This window comes from Buttiauxella sp. A111 (genome assembly GCF_014189855.1).
GTDB classification, from domain to species: Bacteria; Pseudomonadota; Gammaproteobacteria; order Enterobacterales; family Enterobacteriaceae; genus Buttiauxella; species Buttiauxella selenatireducens.
This window is the reverse complement of the sequence record NZ_BJFN01000001.1, coordinates 782499-806432: the sequence shown is the minus strand read 5'-3', so window position 1 is coordinate 806432 and position 23934 is coordinate 782499. Positions and strand designations below refer to the sequence as shown.

Below are 23934 nucleotides of genomic sequence, written 5' to 3'. Positions count from 1 at the left end.
GGTCCAGGTGTATTAAAAAAAGGTTTTTAGTTTTGTAGGCTTTGTTGAGGAAGTTAAAATGACGTACTACTTTGGCTCAATTCATGCTGGCATCAAAGCACGAAAAGACTATAATCCTCCAACCATTTCGAGGTGGGTTTGAATATGATTAATTTGAAAGCAGTTATTCCGGTAGCAGGTTTGGGTATGCATATGTTGCCCGCAACAAAGGCTATTCCAAAGGAAATGCTACCGATCGTTGATAAGCCGATGATTCAATACATCGTCGACGAGATCGTAGCTGCAGGAATCAAAGAAATCGTATTGGTGACGCACTCTTCAAAGAATGCGGTTGAGAACCATTTCGACACCTCCTATGAACTGGAAGCTCTGCTTGAGCAACGCGTGAAGCGCCAGTTGCTTGCTGAAGTCCAGTCCATTTGCCCTCCGGGCGTGACCATCATGAATGTGCGTCAGGCTCAGCCCTTAGGCTTGGGTCATTCTATTTTGTGCGCCCATCCGATTATTGGCGACAATCCATTTGTTGTTGTATTACCTGACGTTATACTTGATGGCGCCAGCGCTGACCCATTGCGCTATAATTTGGCGGCAATTGTTGAGCGTTTCAAAGAAACTGGGCGCAGCCAGGTGCTGGCAAAACGTATGCCGAACGAAGACTTGTCCGAGTATTCGGTTATCACCACTGAAGAACCGTTAAACAATGATGGGCAGATTGGTCGCATTGTTGATTTCGTGGAGAAACCCGATCAGCCACAGACTTTAGATTCTGACCTGGCGGCTGTGGGCCGTTATGTTCTGTCTGCTGATATCTGGCCTGAGCTTGAGAAGACAGAGCCAGGTGCATGGGGACGAATCCAACTGACAGACGCCATTGCTGCATTGAATCAAAAGCAAGCGGTTGAAGCGGCTTTGATGACTGGCGAAAGCTATGACTGCGGTAAGAAAATGGGTTACATGAAGGCGTTTGTTAATTATGGTTTGCGTAACCATAAAGAAGGCCAGAAGTTCAGGGACAGCATTCAGAAATTACTGGCTCGTTGATTTGTTCAATCAATGATGACCAAAGTCTGATGAAAAGAACGGCAGTCAAAAGTAGCAGTACGGTTACATATTTGTAATTGTGCTGCTGCAGACTGCCGTTTTTTTTGAGATGATTTTGAGACAAAAATTTTACGGGCAGCAGTATCACATTCCAATGAAAGACATAAAAACACTGGTTAAATAATCAGTTTCTAACAGTTGAGTTCATTCGAATGTGTTGCAAAAATTTAGCCATGTGCCAGCCTACTCGGTGGCATGTGAAAAGTATCAGTACACTGGTAGCTGTTGAGCCAAGGGCGGTAGCATGGCTAAAATGAAATCAACCCAATATGGATTATTAATTTCTCCCTTCCGTTAGAACCTCATAGCAAGCCACGTTTGTTAGAATAATGCAATTGAATGCACATTTTGCTTAAATATTAAGCATTAAATATTGTTCGCCAACTTAACTCTTTCGAAATGACTTATAATTAAAGAATAATATTTTAGGAGAGGAAATGTTTATTGTTAGTTGAAAAAAGGAACCTAGTATTTTTTCCCGAATTATATTTTTTAAGGGAAGGTTTTATTTTCACAGTTCAGTCAGTCATGTCTGCAAACATATAAGGTTATATTAGTATGAAGTATACAATTGTAGGTGCTACTGGGTTTATTGGTTCTCATATGTTGTCTTTTATGAAATCTATGAATGTAGAAATTTTTTGCCCTGAGAAAAATTATGATTATAACCAAAATGAAGATTTGGGGGTGGTTTTTTATTGTGCAGGTTATGGTGATTGTAAAAATGATGTAAATAATGTTGTGGATGCCAATGTCAATAAACTAAAAGAAATTCTTACTGCAGGTAATTTTAGTAAATTAATTTATGTTTCTTCAACAAGAGTGTACATAAACGCTGATACATCATCTGAAAATTCTGATCTAATCATCAGTTTTAATGATGAAAGGAAGTTATTTAATCTTTCAAAATTAGTGGCTGAAGAGTTGTGCAGGTTAAGCTCTAAAAAAGTTATAATTGTAAGGCCATCAAATGTATATGGTCTTGCTATTAACAGCCCACTGTTTTTACCTCAAATAATTAAAAATGCAATTACAAATCATCATGTTGATATGTTCATTAATCCGGATTATGAGAAGGATTATGTATCAGTAGATGATGTTGTGTATATTATGTACCAATTATCATTGCGAAATGATATTTGTGGCGAGGTTTTTAATATCGCTTCTGGTTACAATATTTCGGCAGAAAATATCGCTGAAGTGTTAGCGTCAACAACTGGTTGTAATATTAAATGGCATGCTAACAACACAAAAGAAATATTTCCAGTAACAAATATGGAAAAAACAAATGCAATAATTCCTCATAATTATAAAAATATGTTAGACGATTTACAGGATATGATTGAAGAATTTAAGATTTATCAAGGGCAACAAAATGGAAGGTAAATCTAAAAGAACAATTCTATTTATCTCACCTTCATTTTTTGGTTATGAAAAAGAAATACGTAATGAACTTGAGAAAAGTAACGACGTAATCTGTTGGGATGAGCGCCCAAGTAACAGTACTATTTATAAAATATTTCTTAGGTTGAATATAAGAATATTAATAAATAAATATAATAAAAAATATTATGATTCACTGCTGGTTGCTCTGAAAGAAAAATGTATTGATGTTGTTTTTATTGTCAACCCTGAAGCTATAGATTCAGTTATTTTAAATGAATTGAAGCGTGTAACAACAAAAAACAATCCTTTCTGTAAATTTGTAATGTATTTATGGGACTCAATAAATAACAAACCTGGTGTCCGTAAAATAATACAGGAGTTTGATTCCGTATTCACATTTGAGCGTAGTGATGCAGATGCTTGGGGCGTGGGGTTCCTACCATTATTCTATTCAGCAAGATATAATAAACCACAGCAACCAACTAAAAAATATGATCTTTGCTTTATTGGAACTGCGCATTCAGATCGTATTTCTATCGTAAATGATGTTATCAACAAAATTGAGAAAATAAAAAAAATCACTGTGTATACTTTTTTTTATTTTCAAAGTGAAATGATTTTTCGTTTAAAAAATTATTTACGTGGGAAAGTCGTTAGTGTAAAAGTGAATTTTAAGCCTTTAACACAAGCTGAAGTATTTGAGTTAATTCAATCATCGGAAATTATAATAGATATACATCATCCAAAGCAGAATGGTCTAACGATGAGAACGATTGAGTGTGTTGGCTTAAATAAAAAAATAATAACTACTAATAAAGACATTGTCAGCTATGATTTTTATAATCCAGACATGATTTGTGTTGTTTCAAGAGAAGATATAGAGATTCCAGAAAGTTTCATTATAGGGAGTAATTTAGGCTACCATAATCGTGAAAAATATTCATTGAGTCATTGGGTGAACACAATCATTCCACCGGCAGGTGATCGTGAATAAAAATATAATAACAGGATTATCTGTGTTGTTCCTTGAAAGAGGTGTGCAGATAATATCAGCTATTTATGCCAATCATTTGATTTCTAAAGCGCTTTCAATAGAACAGTTTGGTGTATGGCAATATGCATTTACATGTTCAAATATAATAATGTCTTTAAGTTGGATGTGCGGTTCAGAAGCAGTCGTGCCACAACTAACGCGTCTTACGCTGAAGGAAAAAGTAGCATATTGTAACACTATTTTCTTTGCTCGAATTTCAATATCATCTCTTGCTGCATGTATTTGCATCATATTTGCTATTGTTTCGGATGAACAAATCATTAAATATTATTTATTAGGTTCTTCGCTGGCTATTTTTGTTCGAGAACCACTTATGGTTGGTTTTGCAAAATGGCAAGCAGAAGGTAAGTTATATTACTCAGGCGTAATTCAAATTACTGGTTGTATTATAAGGATTCTGACTCTTTACTTATTATCTTCAACCTTAGGTTTTGATAAGAAATTGCTCTCACTGCCATGGGTTCTAGAAAGTATATTTGTCGGTGTTATGATATACTCTTTTTCAATAAAGAAAATTCCTGTTTTGCATATTGTAAAACGAGATGATTTACTTTTACTTCTCAAAAGAAGTATCTTCATATGGGGAGGTGTTGTTGCATATTCTTTTTTTATAAAACTTGATAGGGTTTTGTTGAAGAGTAGTTTGTCATCAAGCGACTATGGTATTTATAGTGCCGCATCTCAGATTAACGAAAATACTGCGTCAGTAACAATGATATTAATTCAAGTGCTTGCACCAATACTACTATATAAGCATAAAACATGGTCGGTGTTTAATAGAAATTTGTCAATTCTGGCTATTGTAATGTTTATTGTTTTCATGCTTTTCTCACTTTTACTTATTCCCTTCTCACCAAAAATATTTGCATTCATTTTTGGTGAGAAATATGTATTTGCAGCAAATTATTATAATGTTTTGATTTTTTTATTGCCACTTTACGCAGTTGATAATTTGGTTAATGCTGCAAATTTAGCATCTAAAAGTTTTTATTACTATAGTGTAAAATGGTGTGCAGTATTCTTACTGTGCTTTGGTGTTTTTACGTCATTGCAATATTTCCTAACAAATAGCCCTGTACTAAATGTGTATATTTCAATGTATGTGTCATTGATTTTCTCAATTGCTATATCTATTTATTGGTATTTGGCCATCACAAAAAAACATATAATGGATCATAAAGATGATTAGCATTATTACACCTATTTTAGGCACAAAAGACAAGGTCATTAGTTTTATAAGTTCCTTACTAGAAATATCATCTCTCGAACCTGTTAAATTAAATGATATTGAACTAATTGTAATTGATGATGGTTCTGAACTATCCTTGAAAAGTACAGTTGAGTTTTTTTATGCTGCATTTCTTGAGAGAAACTGGAGTGTGAAATTTTTGAGGAATGAAGTAAATCAAGGTAGGGCTTACTCCAGAAATAAGGCTGCAAAACAAGCAAGCAATGAATGGTTGTTTTTTGTAGACATTGATAATTTGATCCAGCCAGGGTGCTTATCAAATCTGATTTCGATGATTGATAAAAACAACGAGCCATTTGTTGCCAGAGCCAATGTCCGTTGTTGGCCAGCATTAACAAAAAAGAGTAATTACTTACATTACTTTGATTCAAGATATCTTGGTAACCGATATAAAGATAGTGTTACTATAGATTATAGGTATTTTGCAAGCGATGCATTTATTATCAGCAGAACTCAATTTAATATCTTGAATGGCTTTGATGAATCCTTCCGACATTATGGATGCGAAGATGAAGAATTTGGAGTAAGACTTAAATTATTTAACATTCGATTTCTTTTCTGCCATGATGCTCTTCTTTTCGATAACGATAGTCCGACGTTAAATCGTGCATGTGAGCGAATGGTTCCATATGCACAATATTCTGTTCCATTGCTTCTGGAAAAACATCCTCAGATTATAGATAGTATACTTTTCCCATTAGCGGAAAAACAGACTGTTAAGGCTATTGTTGTTAAATTAGGGTTATCAATACTAGTATACTTAAAAATACACCAAATAATTAAATTTATCTTGAATAAGCTGGATAATAAGAAAGGAGTTAGAGTGGCATCTTTTCTTTATAAAATCTTACTTGCTCAATATTATATCGATGGTTACCTTCGCAGGAAGAAAAATGGCTAGCGTATATTTTCTTTTTGGAACATTATTTATTTTTAGTCCTGTTTTTTTTGCTGTGCAATTCATTGTTTTTTTATTAGCATTTATTTCCGGCGGTTATAGAGCTACTAAGTATGGGTTGATATTTATCACGATTGCAATAATATCTCTTCTGCTTCATGAAATTAATGGTGTGGTTGATAAAATTTATATTTTCACCATCGTTTGTTGTTTTTACGCATTAACCGTTCCATCAATTTATGCCAATTGTAAAAAAGCGATAGGGAAAGATGGATGGCGCGGGTTTGTTAATTTTTGCATAAAATTTCACATTATTACATTCTTACTACAGTTTTTTGCATTTAAGTTATTTAACATTGATATAGATTATGGAAAGTTGCTACTAGGTCCACCTCATCGTAGTAGTTATGACGGTTTTGATTATAGAGCAACCGGTGTTTTTGCTGAGCCGAGCATTTTTTCTATTCATATGCTGACTCTTTTGGTAATGAAATACATTCTTGAAAATAAAAATTCAATAATGGTATATATTGCTCTCGCATGCATGGCTATATCTGGTTCAACATTCTCAGTTATTTGTGTTGCTTTATTTTTTATATTGACGATAAAATTCACAATAAAATGGGTGGTGGGTGGAGTTGCTACATTCTTTGTACTTTCGCCTATTGTTTATGAAAATATATTATGGCGAATGTCGTATGTAGCCTCGGGAAATGATGGTAGTACATCGTATAAATTAAATTTATTAAAAACATTATATGAAGATGCAACTGTATTTAATATTGGTCATGGAATGGTGGGGTATTATGAAAACGCCCCTGATTATTTACAGTCACTTTTTGACATGACTCTCTTTGGCAGTAATATTTTAGTTTTTGGTTTTTGGTTGGGTGGGGTTTTAAGTATCATATGGGTAACCTATTTTATTCGTTTTCAAAAAATTTCTTTAAGGATGATGATATTGTGTTTGTTACCATGCTTAAAATTGACATTCCTGTTTCCAATTTTTTGGTTGTACTTGGCATTTTTAGCTGGGTATTTTGGTGGCAAAAATGAAAAATATTAAAAAAGATATCCAAAGATATAAGTCATTAATTGGCGATAATTCTGAATTTAAATTTAAAAATTATTTTAAAATATTTAACCCTCGACTTATTCCAAATGTTTTATATCGGAGTGCATATTACTTTAATAAAAAAGGATTGCGTAGATTTTCAAAAATATTTTCATTCATTAATGTTGTTGTTTTTAATGTTGAAATAGCAACGGAATGCGAAATTAAAGGTGGACTATTCATGCCGCATACATTTGGAATTGTAATTGGCGCTGCACGTATAGGTGAAAACTTTACTGTCTACCAAAATGTTACAATTGGCGCAAAAAATTTAGATATGCACTACGATAGAAAAAATCGGCCAGTTATAGAAGATAATGTAGTGATTTCTACTGGTGCCGTTGTAATTGGAGCCATTATTTTAAAAAATGGATCTAAAGTTGCAGCTAATGCCGTAGTTATAAAGGATGTTGAGGCTAATGAGTTAGTCGGGGGTATGCCGGCAAAACGGCTCAAATTGAATTAGTATTATTAACCATTATTTCAATCAGTTACAAGTAATCGACTGTTCTTGTTAACTCATAATCACAAATTAAGGGATATGCTATCCATACTTTTCATCATGAGTTAACATCCAAGCTACAAAATACTGCGCTTAAGTCGTAGTAACCATCCAAAGACAGGAGTACGTAATGTCCAAACAGCAAATCGGCGTCGTCGGTATGGCAGTAATGGGGCGCAATCTTGCGTTAAACATTGAAAGCCGTGGCTATACCGTTTCCGTGTTCAACCGTTCAGGCGATAAAACTGAAGAAGTTATCTCCGAGAACCCGGGCAAGAAGCTGGTTCCTTACTATACCGTGCAAGAGTTTGTCGAATCTCTGAAAACTCCACGTCGTATCTTATTGATGGTTAAGGCGGGTGAAGCTACGGACAAAACCATCGACTCCCTGAAACCGTATCTTGAGAAAGGCGATATCTTGATTGATGGTGGTAACACCTTCTTCCACGATACTATTCGTCGTAACCGTGAGCTATCTGCTGAAGGGTTCAACTTCATCGGTACTGGCGTATCGGGTGGTGAAGAAGGTGCACTCAAAGGCCCATCCATCATGCCTGGTGGTCAGAAAGAAGCATACGAACTTGTTGCTCCTATCCTCAAGCAGATTGCTGCTGTTGCAGAAGATGGCGAACCCTGTGTGACATATATCGGTGCGGATGGCGCTGGTCACTATGTGAAGATGGTTCACAACGGTATCGAATATGGCGATATGCAGTTAATTGCTGAAGCCTATTCACTACTCAAGCATGGCTTGAATCTTTCCAACGAAGAGCTTGCTACTACTTTCACAGAATGGAATGAAGGTGAGCTAAGCAGCTATCTGATCGACATCACCAAAGATATCTTCACTAAGAAAGATGAAGACGGTAAATATTTGGTTGATGTGATTCTGGATGAAGCTGCTAACAAAGGTACGGGGAAATGGACCAGCCAGAGCTCTCTTGACCTTGGTGAACCGCTGTCCCTGATCACTGAGTCTGTTTTCGCGCGTTATATCTCCTCTTTGAAAGAACAACGTGTGGCAGCATCTAAAGTGTTGAGTGGACCACAGGCTAAGCCGTTTGCTGGCGATAAAACTGAGTTCGCTGAGAAAGTTCGCCGTGCTTTATATCTGGGTAAAATCGTTTCTTATGCGCAGGGGTTCTCGCAGCTTCGTGCCGCATCTGAAGAGAATAACTGGGATCTCAACTATGGTGAGATTGCTAAGATCTTCCGTGCTGGCTGTATCATTCGTGCTCAGTTCCTGCAAAAAATTACTGATGCTTACGCAGAGAATGCGGCAATTGCAAACCTGTTGTTAGCGCCGTACTTCAAGAAGATTGCCGATGAGTATCAGCAAGCGCTTCGTGATGTGGTTTCTTACGCAGTGCAAAATGGCATCCCAACGCCGACCTTCTCCGCTGCTATCTCTTACTACGATAGCTACCGTGCAGCAGTGTTGCCTGCGAACCTGATTCAGGCACAACGCGACTATTTCGGTGCGCATACTTATAAGCGCATTGATAAAGACGGTATATTCCATACCGAGTGGATGGAATAGTACAGTTCTCATATCATTACGCTTTACCAGTGGTGGGTTACTATCACTGGTTTTTTATTAATGTTGCTAACATTTTTTGTATTGCCACTTTATCGATTGCGATAGGGGCATACTAGGAAATTTTATAGAGTCTGAGGTGTTATGAAAATTATCGTAACGGGTGGTGCTGGTTTCATCGGTTCTGCCGTGGCCCGCCAGATAATCAATGAAACAAATGATGAAGTTTTAATAGTCGATAAACTAACCTATGCTGGAAATCTTGAATCGCTTGAATCAATATTCAACAATCCACGCTTTTCATTTCGGCAGGTTGATATTTGCGATCGTGTGGCTTTAGATTCTTTAATTATGGATTTTCAACCAAATGCAATAATGCATTTGGCTGCTGAGAGTCATGTTGATCGTTCAATTGATGGTCCTGCTGCATTTATTGAGACCAATATTGTTGGTACTTATGTGTTGCTCGAAGCTGCACGTCATTACTGGAGTCACCTAGACACAAAGTCGAAACAGGATTTTCGCTTTCATCATATTTCTACTGATGAAGTTTACGGCGATTTGCATGACATGACTTCGTTGTTTACTGAGAATACGCCGTACGCGCCAAGCAGCCCATACTCAGCATCTAAAGCTTCTAGTGACCATCTTGTGCGTTCATGGTTTCGTACCTATGGTTTACCTACCATAGTAACTAATTGTTCCAATAACTATGGACCATACCACTTTCCGGAAAAACTGATACCTTTGGTTATTCTCAATGCAATAGAAGGCAAACCACTACCCATATATGGTGATGGAAGTCAGATACGCGACTGGTTATATGTTGAGGATCATGCGCGAGCACTTTATAAAGTCGTTTCAGAAGGTAAGGTTGGTGAGACATATAACATTGGCGGTCATAATGAACGAAAGAATATTGATGTGGTGACCACTATTTGTCGCTTGTTAGATCAAATGGCTCCCCAAAAACCTAATGGTATTTTACATTATGAAGAATTAATTACTTATGTAACTGACCGTCCTGGCCATGATTTGAGGTATGCGATTGATGCTTCGAAAATTGATAAGGAGCTAGGATGGAAGCCATTGGAAACATTTGAAACTGGAATTAAAAAGACGGTGGAATGGTATCTATCAAATGAAGTATGGTGGCGCCGGGTAAAAGATGGATCCTACATTGATGAGCGTTTAGGTTTAAGAGCTTTATAATAAGAGGGTATACAATGAAAGGGATTGTACTTGCTGGTGGTTCTGGAACTCGCCTTTATCCTATTACACGCGGGGTATCAAAGCAGCTTTTACCAATTTATGACAAACCGATGGTTTACTACCCTATTTCGGTTTTAATGTTGGCCGGAATACGTGATATATTATTAATTACAACACCAGAAGATATGCCATCTTTTCAGCGTTTATTAGGCGATGGTAGTCGTTTTGGTATTAACCTTCACTATGAAATTCAACCGAGCCCGGACGGTCTTGCGCAAGCATTTATCATTGGTGAAGAGTTCATCAATGGTGATGATTGCGCCCTCGTACTTGGCGATAATATTTTCTTCGGACAAAGTTTTGGACGAAAACTCGAATCGGTCGCTTGTAGAAAGACCGGAGCAACGATATTTGGGTATCAAGTGATGGACCCGGAAAGGTTTGGAGTAGTAGAGTTTGACAATGAATTTCGTGCCTTATCGATTGAAGAAAAACCTGCTCAACCGAAATCGAACTGGGCGGTAACAGGATTATATTTCTACGATAAACAGGTAGTCGAACTTGCCAAGATGGTTAAGCCTTCCCATCGTGGTGAATTGGAGATTACTACTCTAAACCAAATGTATTTAGAAATGGGTACGTTGAATGTTGAATTGTTAGGACGTGGATTTGCCTGGCTCGATACAGGCACGCACGATAGCTTGATCGACGCTTCTCAATTCGTACATACCATTGAAAAGCGGCAAGGATTCAAGGTTGCATGTCTGGAGGAGATTGCCTTTCGCAAAGGATGGTTATCTGAAGAACAGGTTTTAAATGAGGCCAAAATAATGGCAAAAACTCTTTATGGTCAATATCTTCAGCAATTGGTTAAAAATAGCTAGTTTGGCTTATGTTTCTCTATTTACTAATAGTGATATTAAACTCAGTTTTTTATTATTCTTCTATATAGAGTGAGAAGCACAATACCATAACCTGTTTACAGCTATGCTATAATAATTAATTACTGTATTTTTGGAATCATAATAAATATATTTTCCAAGGGTGAAAATGGAACGAAATAATAGTTCAAATAAAAGCAATGCTACATTAACATCAGATAGTGTTGATTTGATAGATATTTTAATGCAAATATGGAGAGATAAATTAACAATTCTTGGTTTCGTAGGTTTAGGTATATGTATTGCTATCATATATTTATTTGTTGCAAAAGAAAAATGGACATCGGAAGCTATTGTTACGCTTCCTGATTCAGGACAGATAGCAAACTATAATAATGCAATGGGGGTTCTATATAGCCAGAATCCAGCAAGTGCACCCAGTGTGGTAGATGTACAAGAGAGTTTTTTTGGGCGATTTAACTCAGCATTAGCAGCATTATCTGAACAGTTGGAAAATCAAGATAAACGTGAGAGTTTAATAATTGAACAATCTATAAAGGATCAGCCCGTACCTTTGAAAGTGAGCTATGTTTCTACAAGTGCAGATAAAGCACAGAAAACATTAACGGCTTATATTCAGAAAATTAACAAACATGTAGTTGCAGAGCTTAGTGATGACTTAAATACAAGCATCAATTCAAAAGTCGACGATCTCAAAGTCGACTTGGCTATTAAAGAGAAAATTGCGCAGGAAAAGAAGGATAAACGTCTGGAAATTTTGAATCAGGCACTGATTGTTGCGCAGCAGTCCAACATAAAGAATACACTAGTTCAACAGGCAGAAACGCTGTCTGAAGATACTCTGTTTGTACTAGGTAGTGATGCTCTTTCTTCAATTATCAAGAATGAATCAACGCGGCCGCTACCATTAGATGATACCTACTTTAATGCACGGCAATCGTTGCTATCAATTTCAGCGTTGAAATCAAAACCAGATATGACTTACTCCTTTCGTTATGTTATGAAACCAACGCTACCAATCCGTAAGGATAGCCCTAAATTAGCTTTAGTCCTCTTAGTTGCAATACTACTTGGTGGTATTATCGGTTCTGCTTTTGTTTTAGGGCGTAATGCTATAAAAGTACATTTAAAACAATAATAGTTATTCATTTATATCAGAATTAAATATTTTGGATTCTCCGAGTTGTCCGGGAATCCAAAATAAATAATCATCACAAACATTATAATTTTTATGTTAATAATTTCTACTCTATAGTTTAGATTGCATAGTGAAGTATAATAAATTATTGGTAAAGGTATTGATTGCCACATGGAAAGTTCAACTATATAAGTTTTTGACTTTAAATAAGAGAGCGTAAGTCTGTAAATGGATTATTTATTCGTTTTATTATTAATATTAACTACATTACTATCGCGAAAATTTATTGTAATAAAATCAATTATTACATCCATGTGTTTATTTGTTTTTGCATTCTGGTATGTTTGCAATCAGTTTACAGGACAAGGCATCACTGATGCTGTTTATTATCATATAGTGAACTCCTCAAGAGGAGTTTCATTAGATGATATTAAATGGAAAGTTATTTCCAGTGTTATTTTTATTTTGTTTATAGTTGTGTTTCTTTGTCTTTCGTTTTGGTTGAAAAAGCATAAGAAAACCCCAGCTAATAGTGCTGCTACTATATTGTTTTTTATTGTTTTGCTTTCATCGAATTTCACTAACTTTATCCCTAATGTAGTACAATCAATAAAAAATCTATCTCGCGGGAATGGAGATGTGGTTGCAGATAACTACAACCCACTGAATGCAGTAGGAAGTAAGAAGTATAATTATATTTTTATTTATGCTGAAAGCCTCGAGAGAACTTTTCAAAACTTAGATGGAAATAATTACACCCCATATTTAAAAGAAATTGCTGATAAAAATATTGAGTTTACAGATATCCAGCAAACGCCAGGTATGGGGTGGACTATGGCTGGAATTGTGAATACACAATGTGCAATCCCATTAGTCTTAGCACAAGGAAATGCGGGGAATAATATATCACATTTCCTTAGTGGTGCAGGGTGCGTAGGATCTTGGTTTGCAAAAAATAATTATACAACAGAGTTCATCAGAGGCAGCGATAAAGAATTTGCTGGTGGAGATAAATTTTTTTCACAACATGGATGGGAAGTCCAGCATGATAAAGAATATTTCATCTCGAATAATCTTGCTAAGCCAGATCAAATTAGTGGTTGGGGTGTACATGATGATGCATTATTAGAGCATGCTTATAATGAGTATGAACGTCTTGTTAACTCTGAGCAACCATTTGTCCTGTCATTTCTAACTGTAAATACGCATCCGCCATCTGGAACATTTCTCAGTACTTGTGACCGGCATATACCTGATACCATAAAAAACGATATGTTGCGTTCTGTTGCGTGTTCTGATTATTTGTTATCGAACTTTATAAATAAAATTACTCATAGTAAAGGGTTTGAAAACACTATTATTGTGCTAGTTTCAGATCACTATATGATGTCTAGTGATGCAAGTGATATCCTAGATTCAAGCGATGATTCCCGTAGTAATCGTTTTGTTATTATTAAGAAAGGTGTTACGCCTAAAAAAATAGATACTGAGGGATCTTTAATTGATGTGTGGCCAACAGTATTAGATATGGCTAATACTAAGAATTCGTCATTTGGTTTTGGTGTAAGTTTGCTAAATAAACATTCGAGCGCATTAATAAAAGAATTTAAAGCAAATGGGAATATTAACGACTATCTAGATTATGCATCTAGGTTATGGGAGTTGCCATCGTTAAGAAATAAAATATGGTATACTCCGGGTAAACTGAATATTAATACCCAACAATACAATTTGCCATTCTATGCGGTTATTGATAATAATGATAATATAAAGGAAGTATATTTCGAAGCGTTTGCTAAAAATATGCCATTATTATCTATGAAGAGTGATGGTGTATTCTATGCTAATGTATGTAAAGATATAGATATTAACCGTGAAAATGTATGTGCATATAAAATATCTAATGGTAAGGTTGAGCAGTTTACAATCGATGGCAAAGGGATACATCATATTAAAGATGTGTACAAGAAATCTTCTCTTTATAGCCAAAACTTACTTGGTATTTCCACTGGTGCTTATACACTTGATTCAGGTATTTCATCTATAAGTGATAATACGCCATTGAAGAGGGGGGTATCCCTTCTGAAAGGTGAGGATGGATTTGAACCCTCTAAAGCACTCTCTATAGACACTTGCTTGAGTGAGCATGCAAATCCGCAGGTTATTCAGAATATTGCAACTAAATCTAAAAAGCCTTTAATATTCGCTTCAAATGATTCTGCATTTTGCGGTGATAAACCAGCATTGTCATCATTATCTTCCGCTCTGGGTATCAATGAAGTTGACCAACTTGGATTTCGCCAGCAAATCATTGGTGTTTACTCGAAGGATAAAAATAAATTTGTCATTGGAAAGCCGGGAGTTCCATTGGATGCCTTTGTTGATATGAAATCCTTTGATTTAATTACTGTATGCGAAATATTTTTTGACTGTAATTGAGTCTACAAAAAAGGCCGCATCAGCGGCCTTTCTCACATCAAAACGTCCGCACAACCCTACTTATGCCTTTCCCTTAAATTCTCAATCACCGCGCTTAAATCCAACTCCTGATCCTGCAACAACACTAGCAAGTGATAAACCAAATCCGACGCTTCGTTTTTCAGTTCATGGCGGTCATTAACCGTCGCAGCCAGTGCGGTTTCCACACCTTCTTCACCCACTTTCTGAGCAATGCGCTTGGTTCCACTTGCATACAACTTCGCAGTATATGAACTCGCTGGGTCGGCACTTTTTCGCGAGGCCAGCAGTTGCTCAAGCTGATACAAGAAGTGCCAGTCGTGATGGGTTTCACCGAAACAGCTTGATGTGCCGAGATGGCAGGTTGGGCCAATCGGGTTTGCCAGAACCAGTAGCGTGTCGTTATCGCAATCAGGGGCGATTTTTACCACGTTGAGGAAATTACCGGAGCTTTCGCCCTTGGTCCACAAACGCTGTTTGGTGCGCGAGAAAAATGTCACTTTCCCGCTTTGTTCAGTCTGTGCCAGTGCTTCAGGATTCATGTACCCCAGCATCAACACTTCACCTGAAACAGCATGCTGGACGATGACCGGCATCAGGCCATCGGTTTTTTCCCAGTCCAGTTGGTCTCGTTGCTCTTGTGTTAGCACACTCTTATCTCCACGCCTTGTTGAGCCAAATACTGCTTCAACTCACCAATATTAATAATTTGCTTATGAAATACCGATGCTGCCAGCGCGCCGTCGACATCCGCATCACGAAATGCTTCGAGGAAGTGTTCCATGGTTCCCGCACCACCTGAGGCAATCAACGGGACATGGCAAACTTCACGCACTTTCTTTAACTGCGCCAGATCATAGCCATTGCGAACACCGTCCTGGTTCATCATATTAAGTACGATTTCTCCGGCCCCTCGCTTTTGCACTTCCTGCACCCAATCTACCGTTTCCCACGTTGTTACACGCGTACGGCTTTCATCGCCAGTATATTGATTGACGTGATATTTCCCGGTTTCGCTATCAAACCAGGTATCAATACCCACCACAATACACTGCACGCCAAAACGATCGGCCAGGCGAGTAATGAGTTCAGGGTCGGCCAGAGCAGGGGAGTTGATAGAGATTTTATCCGCGCCAAAAGAGAGGATTTGCGCCGCATCTTCAATCGACTTAATACCGCCCGCCACGCAGAAAGGAATATCGATAACTTCAGCTACGCGCGATACCCAGCTTTTATCCACCACGCGTCCATCGCTTGAGGCGGTGATATCGTAAAATACCAGTTCGTCTGCGCCTTCTGCCGCATAACGTTGTGCAAGGGGGACGATATCGCCAATGATTTCATGGTTGCGGAACTGCACACCTTTCACGACTTGCCCATCGCGTACATCCAGGCAAGGAATTATCCGTTTTGCCAGCATGAGATCGCCTCCGTTACGTTGAATTTCCCTTCCAGTAATGCACGCCCGACAATCACGCCTTGTACGCCAGTACCGCGTAACGCGGCGATATCGTTGATGTCGCCAATACCGCCGGATGACTGGAACGCCACTTGCGGGAAACGTGCGCAAATTTCTTCATACAGCGACACATTCGAACCTGCCAGCGTGCCGTCGCGCGAAATATCGGTACACAGCACGTGTTTGAGTCCGACCGGTAGATAGGTTTCTACCAGTTCTTCGAGTGTTACGCCGGAGTTCTCTTGCCAGCCGCTGACGGCGACCTGTTTATTGCCTTGCTCGTCAATGCGCACATCCAGCGCTAATACCAGAGCATCTGCGCCAAAACGTGCAAACCAACCTTTTACGACTTCCGGCGATTTTACGGCTGTTGAACCCACGACGACACGCGCAACACCTGCTTCAAGCAATGCGGCAACATCTTCTTCAGTACGCACACCACCGCCGACTTGCACCGGTACGCTGATGCCTGCAACCAGTGATTTGATCAGTGGGATTTGGCGTTTTGCCGGGTCTTTTGCCCCGGTTAAATCCACAAGATGTAATACCTGCGCACCTTGCGCTTCATAATCTTGCAAACGCGGTAGTGGGTTATTGCCGTAATCGCGCTGCTGGCCGTAATCCCCCTGATGGAGGCGCACCACTGTGCCGTCTATTAAATCGAGAGCAGGAATAATCATGGTGCTTACATCTCCAGGAAGTTTTTCAGTAATTTTGCGCCTGCTGCACCCGAACGCTCCGGGTGGAATTGCACGCCAAAGAAGTTATCTCTTTGAATGGCTGCGGTGAACGGTTCGCCGTAGCTGGCCTGGGCGATAGTATTCGCACACACTGGCATGGCGTAGCTGTGCACAAAGTAAAAATAGTCGCCATCGTCGATACCCCGGAACAAGCGGTCGCCTGCTTTTGGATAAACGCGGTTCCAGCCCATGTGTGGCAAAGGCAAACCGTGGTCGACCATTTTCAGCACCGGTTCTTCAATGATGCCGAGCATTTCCACGCCGTTGCTTTCGTCGCTGCGCGAGCCTAAAAGCTGCATACCAAGACAAATCCCCAGCACCGGTTGGGTACATGCCTTAATCAGCTCGACCAGATCGCGCTCGCGGATTTGGTTCATTGCCGCCTGAGCTGTGCCCACACCGGGCAAAAAGAGTTTATCGGCACGCAGTACCACTTCCGGATCACGGCTCACCACGGGTTCATAGCCGTGACGTTGAATAGCCGACTTTACCGAGTGCAGGTTGGCGCAGCCGGTATCAAGGATCACGACGTCCATTACAACACTCCTTTCGAGGAGGGCAGCGTGTCGCCTTCAACCCGAATCGCCTGGCGTAATGTGCGACCAAAGACTTTAAACAGGCTTTCGACACGGTGATGGTCGTTTTTGCCTTTGGTTTTCAGGTGGAGAGTCACCCCCATGGTGTAAGAGAGCGAACGGAAGAAGTGTTCTACCATTTCGGTGCTCAAATCGCCCACGCGCTGGAAGTTGTACTCCGCTTTATATTCAAGATGCGGACGGCCAGAAATATCCAGCGCACAGCGGGCCAGACATTCGTCCATCGGCAAGGTAAAGCCAAAGCGTGTAATACCGCGTTTATCACCCAGCGCGATTTTCAGTGCTTCGCCGAGTGCCAGGCCGGTGTCTTCTACAGTGTGGTGATCATCAATGTAAAGGTCGCCTTTTACGCTAATGTTCATGCGGAAGCCGCCGTGGGTGGCAATCTGGTCCAGCATGTGGTCGAAGAAACCCACGCCGGTGTTAATTTTGCTGCCACCTTCGCGGTCGAGCCACACTTGCACGTCAATTTGCGTCTCTTTGGTGGCGCGTTCAACGTGCGCGTAGCGGTCGCGTTTGGTTAACTGGTCGCTGATCATCGGCCAGTTCAGTGTTTCACCGTGGTAGCGTAAACCCTGAATCCCCATGTTTGCGGCCAGTTCGATGTCGGTCGCACGGTCGCCGATCACATAGCTGTTTGGCTTATCCAGAACGCCTTCTTCCAGGTAGCCTTTCACCATCGCCAGTTTTGGCTTGCGGCATTCGCAGTTATCTGTTGGTAAATGCGGGCAAATCAGTACGTCATCAAAACTCACGCCCTGAGAAGTAAACACCTGCATCATCAAGTTGTGCGGACCGTCGAAATCTGCTTGCGGGAAACTGTCGGTCCCCAAACCATCTTGATTGGTGATCATCACCAGCTTGTAGCCCGCTTTTTGTAATTGAAGCAGGGCGGGGATCACCGCAGGCTCAAAGGCCAGTTTATCCATACGATCCACCTGAAAATCTGAAGGTGGCTCGGAAATTAAAGTACCGTCACGGTCGATAAAAAGAATTTTCTGGCTCACACGCCCTCCGTGGCCGTCAGGCCGGGTTGTTCACGCAACGCAGCAATGGTGCGCTCGCATTCAGTACGAGTGCCGACGCTAATACGCAGGCAGCCGCTTAACGATGGTTGTTTATTCTGGTCTCGTAAGATAATGCCCTGATCCCACAGAGATTTAAATACAGCACTTGATGCCGTGAAACGCGCCAGAACGTAATTAGTTTCAGAATCGAAAACCTGCTCAACGCAGTCAACGTTCTGCAACGAAGTGATCAGATACTGACGATTGACAAGGATCTCCGCCACGCGTTCGCGCATGGCATTAATACCCTGCGGGCTTAATGCCTGAGCGGCGATATCGGCAACCGGCGTGGAAAGTGGATAAGGCGCGATGACTTTCATCAGCAAATTAATCACTTCTTCATTTGCCAGGGTGAAGCCGCAGCGCAGACCCGCCAGCGCAAAGGCTTTGGAAAGCGTGCGCAGGATAACCAGGTGCGGATACTCATTTAACCAGCCAGCCAGTGTCGCCTGTGGGCAAAACTCAATATAGGCCTCGTCGGCAACCACCAGTGCTTTTCCACGCGCCATCTCCAGCAATACACGAAGATCTTGCGGGTTAATCAACTGTCCGGTTGGGTTGTTTGGACTGCAAACGTAAATCACTTTCACGCCATCAAGATTTTCTGCAATGGCCGGTAAATCGAGCTGCCAGTCTTTAAGTGTTGGCACGGTGCGGCATTCCACGCCGCTGGCTTCAGCGCTCACGGTGTACATACCATACGTCGGCGGGCAGTAGAGCACCGCATCTTTGCCGGGTTCACAGAAAACGCGGATTAACAGTTCGATACCTTCATCCGCACCACGACTGACTAACACCTGTTCTGGTTTTACGCCTGCATATTCAGCGTAGCGCTCAATCACAAGCTTTGGCTGGCATTCAGGATAACGATTCAGTGTCTGTTGCTTCAGCTCATACTCAACAGCAGTTGGATATTCGTTGGCGTTCAACCACACATCGCCATTACCACCCAGACGGCGGGCCGACTGATAAGGGGTCAGGGCGCGGACATTTTCGCGGGCTAACTCTATAATGCTCATTGCATCTCCTTGAGCGCAGCAAGGCGCAGGGTAACGGCGTTTTTGTGGGCATCCAGCAGCTCGGCAGCGGCCAGCGTTTCAATGGTTTTAGCAAGACTTGCGAAACCTTGTGGCGAGAGTTCCTGAACCGTCATGCGTTTCTGGAAATCAGCCAATCCTAGGCTTGAACAGGTCGAAGTGTAGCCATAAGTCGGCAGCACATGGTTAGTACCCGAAGCGTAGTCGCCTGCGGATTCCGGTGACCAGTCACCGAGGAACACCGAACCGGCGCTGGTAATGCTATCAACTAAATCACGGGCATTGCGGGTCTGAATAATCAGATGCTCGGGACCGTACTGGTTAGAAATTTCAATACACTGCTCAAGATCGCGAGCAACAATCAAACGGCTACTTTCCAGTGCTTTACGCGCCGTTTCGGCACGTGGTAATGCGGCCAACTGGCGTTCAACGACTTCGGCGACGGACTGCGCCATCGCACTGTCCGGCGTCAGTAGAATCACTTGTGAATCTGGGCCGTGCTCAGCCTGGGAAAGCAGGTCGGAGGCTACAAAATCAGGTGTTGCGCCGCTATCGGCAATCACCAAAACCTCCGAAGGGCCGGCGGGCATGTCGATAGCCGCTCCATCAAGACGCTGGCTAACCTGGCGTTTTGCTTCAGTCACAAAAGCGTTACCAGGTCCAAAGATTTTATCCACTTTCGGAATGCTTTCAGTGCCCAGAGCCAGTGCGGCAATCGCCTGCGCGCCGCCAACCTGAAACACTTCCTGCACGCCACAAAGCTGTGCGGCATACAAAATCTCATCAGCAATCGGTGGTGGTGAGCACAGCACCACTTTTTTGCAGCCTGCAATACGTGCCGGTGTGGCAAGCATCAATACAGTTGAAAACAGCGGCGCTGAACCGCCAGGAATATAAAGGCCGACAGACGCAACCGGGCGAGTCACCTGCTGGCAGCGTACGCCAGGCATGGTTTCGATATCCACCGTTGCCAACTGCTGAGCGACGTGGAATTTTTCGATATTCGCCACCGCAACGGCCATCGCGTCTTTAATATCAGAACCCAGGCGTGCCACAGCGGCGTCAATTTCGCTCTCGCTGACTTTGAGTTGATCAACGATCGTTTTATCAAATTTCGCGCTGTATTCGCGCAATGCCGAATCGCCGCGAGCTTTCACATTATTAAGAATATCTGCGACCGTGCGGGTAATGCTTTCCGACGCCGAAATCGCCGGGCGAGTCAGCAATGCTTGTTGCGCCGCCTCATCACATTCATTCCAGTTAATCAACGTATTGAAGTTTGCCATGGTGTTACTCCATCATCTTCTCAATTGGTAACACCAGAATGGAACTGGCACCCAGCGCTTTCAGTTTTTCCATGGTTTCCCAGAACAGGGTTTCGCTACTGACCATGTGCATCGCGACGCGCTGCTGGTCGCCTGCGAGCGGCAGAATTGTTGGACGTTCAGCACCTGGGAGCAGAGCAACGATTTCGTCCAGACGCTCGCTTGGTGCATGGAGCATGATGTATTTCGATTCACGCGCCTGAATCACGCCCTGAATACGGGTCATTAACTTGTCGATAAGCTGTTGTTTCGCCGAGTCCATTTCTCCATCACGCTGAATCAGGCACGCTTTGGAGCGGTAAATCACTTCAACTTCACGCAGGCCGTTGGCTTCAAGCGTTGCACCCGTAGAAACCAGGTCGCAAATAGCGTCAGCAAGACCGGCACGTGGAGCCACTTCAACAGAACCGTTTAATAAGCAGGATTTAAATTGCACGCCTTTACTATCAAGATAGCGCTTGAGGATGTGAGGGTAAGAAGTCGCAATGCGCTTATTGTTAAGGCTTGCTGGACCATCCCAAGGGTCATCAACGGAAATCGCCAGTGAAAAACGACAGCCACCGAAATCAAGACGACGCAGGGTGAAGTAACGCGGGTCATCGCCCTGAGCGCGGCGGTTCAGTAGCTCTTCTTCCAGTACGTTTTCACCAATGATGCCGAGGTCTACAACACCGTCCATCACAAGCCCTGGGATGTCGTCATCACGCACACGCAGAATATCAATAGGCATGTTTTCTGCCATGGCAATCAGGCGCTGCGTGTGCAAGTTAATTTTTATGCCGCAGCGAGCCAGTAATTCGCGTGAGTCATCGCTCAAACGGCCAGATTTCTGAATAGCTATGCGTAAACGGTTGTTGTCTAACATGGGTAGATTCCTCTTATAAATTCTTTTCTGACGCCCAAAAAAAAGCCCCCGGAAGAAATCTTCCGGGGGCTTTTTGACTCGTTCATGCACCAGTGGAAGATTTTTTCATCTTCCAGCACACATCGCCTGAAAGACTAGTCAGGGTGATGGTGATGATGGTGGATAGTAAATTGAACGCGTGTCATAAAATTCTCGTATAAATGAGTATTCATTGTCTGTGCAAATAACCTAAACCAGATTCGCCTTTCAGTGCAAGGGCTTTTTATCCTCTCAATTAATATTCTGTTTAGCGCCACTGATTGTTAGTTGTCGTAACGTGGCGTAGCCTTATTACAGGGTTCAAAAGTACAGCAGAGAGATATGCTGCAATCCAGGAGAGAAGGCATGAAAAAGGTTGCGATTGTCGGGTTAGGGTGGCTTGGGATGCCGCTTGCGATGTCTTTATCAGCGCGCGGCTGGCAAGTGACAGGCAGTAAAACCACACTCGACGGAGTAGAGGCTGCACGGATGAGTGGAATCGACAGCTATCAATTGCAGCTGACGCCTGAACTGATCTGCGACAGTGACGATCTCGATGCGCTGCTCGATGTTGATGCGCTGGTGATTACTCTGCCCGCTCGCCGTACGGGTGAAGGCGACGATTTCTATCTGCAGGCGGTGCAGGAAATTGTCGATAGCGCGTTAGCGCACGATATTCCGCGCATCATTTTTACTAGCTCCACCTCGGTGTATGGCGAAAGAGAAGGGGTGGTGAAAGAAACGTCTCCGCTTGAGCCGGTTACCGCCAGTGGCCGCGTACTTAAAGAGCTCGAAACCTGGCTGCATGATTTACCGGGAACGTCGGTCGATATTCTGCGTCTGGCGGGTTTGGTCGGGCCGGAACGCCATCCAGGACGCTTTTTAGCAGGAAAAACGGATGTGGCGAATGGGGCGCATGGCGTCAATCTGGTGCATCTGGAAGATGTCATTTCAGCAATTACACTGTTGTTACAGGCTCCAAAGGGCGGTCACATCTATAATTTATGTGCGCCCGATCACCCATCGCGTGCCGAATTCTATTCTTTGATGGCGCGCCAGATGAATCTCGATGCACCAAACTTCCGAACTGAAGCGCAAAATGGCCGCGGTAAGCTGGTGGATGGCAACCGTATCTGCAACGAACTTGGGTTTGAATATCAGTATCCAAACCCGCTGGTAATGCCCATGCAGTAACCGCTGTGGGGCATTACTCGTGACTGTCAGGAACGAGTATGAAACCACTGCTGGATGTGTTGATAATTCTCGATACCCTCGATAAAGAAGGGAGCTTTGCTGCGGCGGCAACAAAGCTCTTTAAAACCCCTTCCGCGCTCAGTTACACCGTGCAAAAACTCGAAAACGATCTCAATATCCAGATCCTCGATCGCTCTGGTCATCGTGCGCGATTTACGCGAACGGGTCAGCTTCTTCTGGAAAAAGGTCGGGAAGTGCTGCATACCGTACGCGAACTTGAACAACAAGCCATCAAGCTTCATCAGGGATGGGAGAACGAACTGGTAATCGGGGTGGACGATTCATTTCCCTTTTCACTGCTGACACCTCTCATCGAAGCGTTCTATAAAAGTTACAGCGTGACACGGCTGAAATTCATCAACGGCGTATTGGGTGGTTCATGGGAAGCCCTCACCGAAGGGCGAGCAGATATTATTGTGGGTGCAATGAGCGACCCTCCATCCATCAGTGGCTTCGGGTTTACCTTGCTCGGCCAGCTCGAAAGCGTGTTTGTCGTCGCCCCGCACCATCCGCTGGCTGACGCCGAAGAGCCGTTGAATCGTCGCGTGATAAAACGCAGTCGCGCAGTCATCGTGGGGGATACTTCCCGCCTTGAACCGTCACGTTCGATGCATTTACTCGAAGATCAAGATGCTATCACGGTCTTTGACTTCAAAACCAAGCTCGAATTGCAGATAAGCGGCATCGGATGCGGCTACGTTCCCCGTTACATGGCGCAGCGTTTTATTGAAAGTGGAGTGCTGGTCGAAAAACAAGTCATTTCCCATGTGCCGTTTGTCCCAGTGTGGATTGGCTGGAACGAGCAAACTGCAGGCCTTGCCAGCGAGTGGTGGCGGGAGCAAATCGTCAATAATCCTGAAGTCGCCGTGGTATACGGAACCTCGAAAAATAATACGAATGGGTGAGTGGCGCGGTTTTCCCGTCACATCTATGGTTAATACTGGGTCTGTATCTCTTCTTAAAATGTCTTCGCGTTTAAATTCTCTCCTCTGCTTTGTTTTGCAGAGGTTTTTTGTGCGCAAG

General features: G+C 42.2%; 23 protein-coding genes and 1 other annotated feature. Of the genes, 14 read left to right on the top strand and 9 right to left on the bottom strand.

Going from position 1 to position 23934, the window contains the following annotated elements:
- Positions 1-144: 144 nt before the first annotated feature.
- The 12 genes from galF to BSPA111_RS03625 all read left to right on the top strand — a co-directional run bounded on the left by galF (position 145) and on the right by BSPA111_RS03625 (position 14532).
- Positions 145-1041 carry a UTP--glucose-1-phosphate uridylyltransferase GalF gene (gene galF, locus BSPA111_RS03680; protein WP_183269832.1) on the top strand — a complete coding sequence of 299 codons (897 nt, stop codon included), beginning with the start codon at positions 145-147 and terminating at the stop codon, positions 1039-1041.
- 618 nt (positions 1042-1659) lie between these two features.
- Positions 1660-2487: an NAD(P)-dependent oxidoreductase gene (locus tag BSPA111_RS03675; RefSeq protein ID WP_183269831.1), complete on the top strand. Its 828-nt coding sequence runs from the start codon at positions 1660-1662 to the stop codon at positions 2485-2487.
- Positions 2477-3481 (top strand): hypothetical protein, encoded by a 1005-nt coding sequence (locus tag BSPA111_RS03670; protein WP_183269830.1) that lies wholly within the window; start codon positions 2477-2479, stop codon positions 3479-3481. Before BSPA111_RS03675 ends, BSPA111_RS03670 begins: the two co-directional genes overlap by 11 nt.
- Positions 3474-4730 carry a lipopolysaccharide biosynthesis protein gene (locus BSPA111_RS03665; RefSeq protein WP_304502613.1) on the top strand — a complete coding sequence of 419 codons (1257 nt, stop codon included), beginning with the start codon at positions 3474-3476 and terminating at the stop codon, positions 4728-4730. Before BSPA111_RS03670 ends, BSPA111_RS03665 begins: the two co-directional genes overlap by 8 nt.
- The gene (locus BSPA111_RS03660; protein ID WP_183269828.1) at positions 4723-5691 is read left to right on the top strand and encodes a glycosyltransferase family 2 protein; all 969 of its coding nucleotides are present in this window, start codon (positions 4723-4725) and stop codon (positions 5689-5691) included. Before BSPA111_RS03665 ends, BSPA111_RS03660 begins: the two co-directional genes overlap by 8 nt.
- Complete coding sequence (locus BSPA111_RS03655) at positions 5684-6754, top strand: polymerase (RefSeq protein WP_183269827.1); 1071 nt, start codon at positions 5684-5686, stop codon at positions 6752-6754. Before BSPA111_RS03660 ends, BSPA111_RS03655 begins: the two co-directional genes overlap by 8 nt.
- Positions 6741-7268 (top strand): serine O-acetyltransferase, encoded by a 528-nt coding sequence (locus tag BSPA111_RS03650; protein ID WP_183269826.1) that lies wholly within the window; start codon positions 6741-6743, stop codon positions 7266-7268. The genes BSPA111_RS03655 and BSPA111_RS03650 overlap by 14 nt, the downstream gene beginning before the upstream one ends.
- A 166-nt stretch (positions 7269-7434) precedes the next feature.
- Positions 7435-8844 (top strand): NADP-dependent phosphogluconate dehydrogenase, encoded by a 1410-nt coding sequence (gene gndA, locus BSPA111_RS03645; protein ID WP_183269825.1) that lies wholly within the window; start codon positions 7435-7437, stop codon positions 8842-8844.
- Between the two features lie 141 nt (positions 8845-8985).
- Positions 8986-10053, top strand: coding sequence for a dTDP-glucose 4,6-dehydratase (gene rfbB, locus BSPA111_RS03640; protein ID WP_183269824.1), 1068 nt, complete (start codon positions 8986-8988; stop codon positions 10051-10053).
- 14 nt (positions 10054-10067) lie between these two features.
- Positions 10068-10937: a glucose-1-phosphate thymidylyltransferase RfbA gene (rfbA, locus tag BSPA111_RS03635; RefSeq protein WP_183269823.1), complete on the top strand. Its 870-nt coding sequence runs from the start codon at positions 10068-10070 to the stop codon at positions 10935-10937.
- Positions 10938-11103: 166 nt separating this feature from the next.
- Positions 11104-12093, top strand: coding sequence for an LPS O-antigen chain length determinant protein WzzB (gene wzzB, locus BSPA111_RS03630; protein ID WP_183269822.1), 990 nt, complete (start codon positions 11104-11106; stop codon positions 12091-12093).
- Positions 12094-12321: 228 nt separating this feature from the next.
- Positions 12322-14532, top strand: coding sequence for a phosphoglycerol transferase I (locus tag BSPA111_RS03625; protein WP_183269821.1), 2211 nt, complete (start codon positions 12322-12324; stop codon positions 14530-14532).
- Positions 14533-14588: 56 nt separating this feature from the next.
- Here the strand turns inward: BSPA111_RS03625 and hisIE are convergent, their stop codons facing one another.
- The 9 genes from hisIE to hisL all read right to left on the bottom strand — a co-directional run bounded on the left by hisIE (position 14589) and on the right by hisL (position 21824).
- Positions 14589-15200 (bottom strand): bifunctional phosphoribosyl-AMP cyclohydrolase/phosphoribosyl-ATP diphosphatase HisIE, encoded by a 612-nt coding sequence (gene hisIE / locus BSPA111_RS03620; protein WP_183269820.1) that lies wholly within the window; start codon positions 15198-15200, stop codon positions 14589-14591.
- Positions 15194-15970 carry an imidazole glycerol phosphate synthase subunit HisF gene (gene hisF / locus BSPA111_RS03615; protein ID WP_183269819.1) on the bottom strand — a complete coding sequence of 259 codons (777 nt, stop codon included), beginning with the start codon at positions 15968-15970 and terminating at the stop codon, positions 15194-15196. The genes hisIE and hisF overlap by 7 nt, the downstream gene beginning before the upstream one ends.
- On the bottom strand, positions 15952-16689 hold the full coding sequence (gene hisA / locus BSPA111_RS03610; protein ID WP_183269818.1) for a 1-(5-phosphoribosyl)-5-[(5-phosphoribosylamino)methylideneamino]imidazole-4-carboxamide isomerase: 738 nt from the start codon (positions 16687-16689) through the stop codon (positions 15952-15954). The genes hisF and hisA overlap by 19 nt, the downstream gene beginning before the upstream one ends.
- Positions 16690-16694: 5 nt before the next feature.
- On the bottom strand, positions 16695-17285 hold the full coding sequence (gene hisH, locus BSPA111_RS03605; protein WP_183269817.1) for an imidazole glycerol phosphate synthase subunit HisH: 591 nt from the start codon (positions 17283-17285) through the stop codon (positions 16695-16697).
- Complete coding sequence (hisB, locus tag BSPA111_RS03600) at positions 17285-18352, bottom strand: bifunctional histidinol-phosphatase/imidazoleglycerol-phosphate dehydratase HisB (protein ID WP_183269816.1); 1068 nt, start codon at positions 18350-18352, stop codon at positions 17285-17287. The genes hisH and hisB overlap by 1 nt, the downstream gene beginning before the upstream one ends.
- Positions 18349-19431: a histidinol-phosphate transaminase gene (gene hisC, locus BSPA111_RS03595; RefSeq protein ID WP_183269815.1), complete on the bottom strand. Its 1083-nt coding sequence runs from the start codon at positions 19429-19431 to the stop codon at positions 18349-18351. The genes hisB and hisC overlap by 4 nt, the downstream gene beginning before the upstream one ends.
- On the bottom strand, positions 19428-20735 hold the full coding sequence (gene hisD, locus BSPA111_RS03590) for a histidinol dehydrogenase (protein ID WP_183269814.1): 1308 nt from the start codon (positions 20733-20735) through the stop codon (positions 19428-19430). Before hisD ends, hisC begins: the two co-directional genes overlap by 4 nt.
- A 4-nt stretch (positions 20736-20739) precedes the next feature.
- Positions 20740-21639, bottom strand: coding sequence for an ATP phosphoribosyltransferase (gene hisG / locus BSPA111_RS03585; protein ID WP_183269813.1), 900 nt, complete (start codon positions 21637-21639; stop codon positions 20740-20742).
- A gap of 36 nt (positions 21640-21675) precedes the next feature.
- Positions 21676-21798: a sequence feature (His leader region), on the bottom strand.
- Positions 21774-21824 carry a his operon leader peptide gene (hisL, locus tag BSPA111_RS03580; RefSeq protein ID WP_139881539.1) on the bottom strand — a complete coding sequence of 17 codons (51 nt, stop codon included), beginning with the start codon at positions 21822-21824 and terminating at the stop codon, positions 21774-21776. (Overlaps the previous feature by 25 nt.)
- Positions 21825-22023: 199 nt before the next feature.
- Here hisL and BSPA111_RS03575 point away from each other — a divergent pair, with 199 nt between their 5' ends.
- The gene (locus BSPA111_RS03575; protein WP_183269812.1) at positions 22024-22851 is read left to right on the top strand and encodes an SDR family oxidoreductase; all 828 of its coding nucleotides are present in this window, start codon (positions 22024-22026) and stop codon (positions 22849-22851) included.
- 38 nt (positions 22852-22889) lie between these two features.
- Complete coding sequence (locus BSPA111_RS03570) at positions 22890-23816, top strand: LysR substrate-binding domain-containing protein (RefSeq protein WP_183269811.1); 927 nt, start codon at positions 22890-22892, stop codon at positions 23814-23816.
- Positions 23817-23934 lie beyond the last annotated feature (118 nt).